The sequence below is a fragment of the Peribacillus sp. NPDC056705 genome, from assembly GCF_043656335.1.
Window position 1 is genome coordinate 1 of record NZ_JBHTYI010000127.1, and the last position, 1970, is coordinate 1970.

1 protein-coding gene is annotated in these 1970 nt (G+C 55.5%); it reads right to left on the reverse strand.

Annotation, left to right across the window (positions count from 1 at the left end; genetic code table 11):
* Window positions 1–1970, reverse strand: a 1970-nt coding sequence (locus ACFRAK_RS28100; protein WP_394573052.1) for a DUF5704 domain-containing protein, incomplete at both ends; no start/stop codon positions are given.

The following is a 1970-nucleotide window of genomic DNA, read 5'->3' on the forward strand; positions in this document are numbered from 1 at the left end:
GTCGGTTACTTCGCCCATATTCGGCCACATCCGTCCCTTTCTTCACGATATACACGTCAGATGGCAGGCTGTATTCGCCATACCAGCGCTGAACCGCAGCGTTGGCGCGCTCTGCATCGACCGTCGCCGGCAGGTTCGCCTTCGGCCCGATCAAGGTACGTACACCGGAAGGCAACAGCAGCCAATCCAGCCGACCGACCCAGGTCTTGGACTGGCTTATCTTTTGAATGTAGTGCTGCGTAAATGCCCCCTTTGACATGCCAGCAGGAGCGCCCCCATGGTTATAAAGATATGACGCGGTATCCTGCATTTCACTTAGCGGCACATTACGCAGCCTTTCGTTGAGTATGACGTAGCGCTTCTCGGTATCCTGCGGCGAGCCGATCTTGATGAAGTACCGATTGCCGCTGTGGTAATAGAGGTCCACCTCCTGCCGTCCGCTTCCGTCTTTATTGACAAACGTAAAGCTCGGCGTGATGGAGATGCCGTCCCGGGCAGTAAACATATTGCCCTTGGTCTTGAGATCGAATTTGAAATGGTAGCCGGTCTTGACCGCTACGTTCTTGTACCCCGGCACCGGATGCTTGCCCGGTGCGATCGGGAGGGTGTAAGGCAAGGCGTTGCCACGGGCCGCCCCGTCCAAGTCGCGCAGTCCGCTCCAGTAGGACGCTCCGCTGGGGGTCGCACTTCCTTTTTGCTGGCGGAAGACGGTTTCCCAGTTGTAGTCAACGATGTCCGTGATACGGAAGTCGTAGACGCGGCCAATCACTTCGACAGGTTCAATGTCGGTGGCGACATGGTGGGCCAGATCCAGATTGGCGCTGGGCTGCGTACTGATATCAGGCGGCGCATTCTCCGCAATCGTCCGGAAGTAGACCTGGTAATCCCCTTCATCCACCCATACAGGCAAGAAGAACTCGGTGTCCAATTGGCTAGTCGGGATCGTGATCCAGGTGTTCTTCGGGTAGAAGATACGCTTGTCCCCACTGTACACGTCAAACGGGAAATAGACCTGCTTGGATCTGACGTACTTGGCATAGTCACGATTGCCATACCCCGGGATGTTCCGATGTTGGCCTGCGGTTGGGATACGTACCGTGAACGGTCTGTCCAAGATGAACGCAGAGCGGCTGAAATTCGGTGTCGTCTTCTGGTTGTGTGCTTGATCATCTGTCACGGAGGAGTAATTAACGACAGGTGTATGTACCGTGACGGTGTTGATCTGATAGATCGGAAACTCCTGATCATTGCCGCCATTGATGTTACCCGGAAGCAAGCCGTACGATATGGTGCCTGCACTTGTGGTATTGGCCCGGTTGACCTTGCTAGAGCTGATCATCTGGTTCGGTTGATACAGTACGTTCTCGTTAATATGGGTTGGCGCCGGGATACTGCCTGGCGCAGGTCCTCTCTCCGGCGTCCGACTCGGGTTCATGATCGTTGCGCCGTTAAAGACGAGGGCATCGTTCGTGACCTCGACTTGATCCACGCCGTCCTCAGCTGCACTTTGCAAGTTCTCGTTTGGTGGAGATGGCCTCGACTTGTAAGAGCTGCCGCCATACGAGCCACCCGGTGCCACGATAGGATCTGGCGGTGATGGCGGATAGTAAGCCCCGGAGCGATTTGTGCTGTACGACGGTGGCTGATAGCCCTGAGGTGTGATGGTGATCTGCTCTCCAGGCAGCGCATAATTCCGCAGTACGCCTTGCTGGATGCGGTAAACTTCCAAGTTATCGATCACCCAATAGGAGTAAGGTCGCTGTACGGTGTATCGCTCCGTGACGGTTTCTTCCTCGGTTTGGGGGTCCGGAATCGTGGTTGGATTCCCGTCCGGACCTTCCGGTCCTTCTTGCCCCGGATCCCAGCTAAGCGACCAGGTCTTCTCCACGTTCACTTCGAACGTGCAGACGCCGCTCATGTTGACAAAGGTATTCTGGAAGAGATAATTACGCGTGATGATATTGCCATAC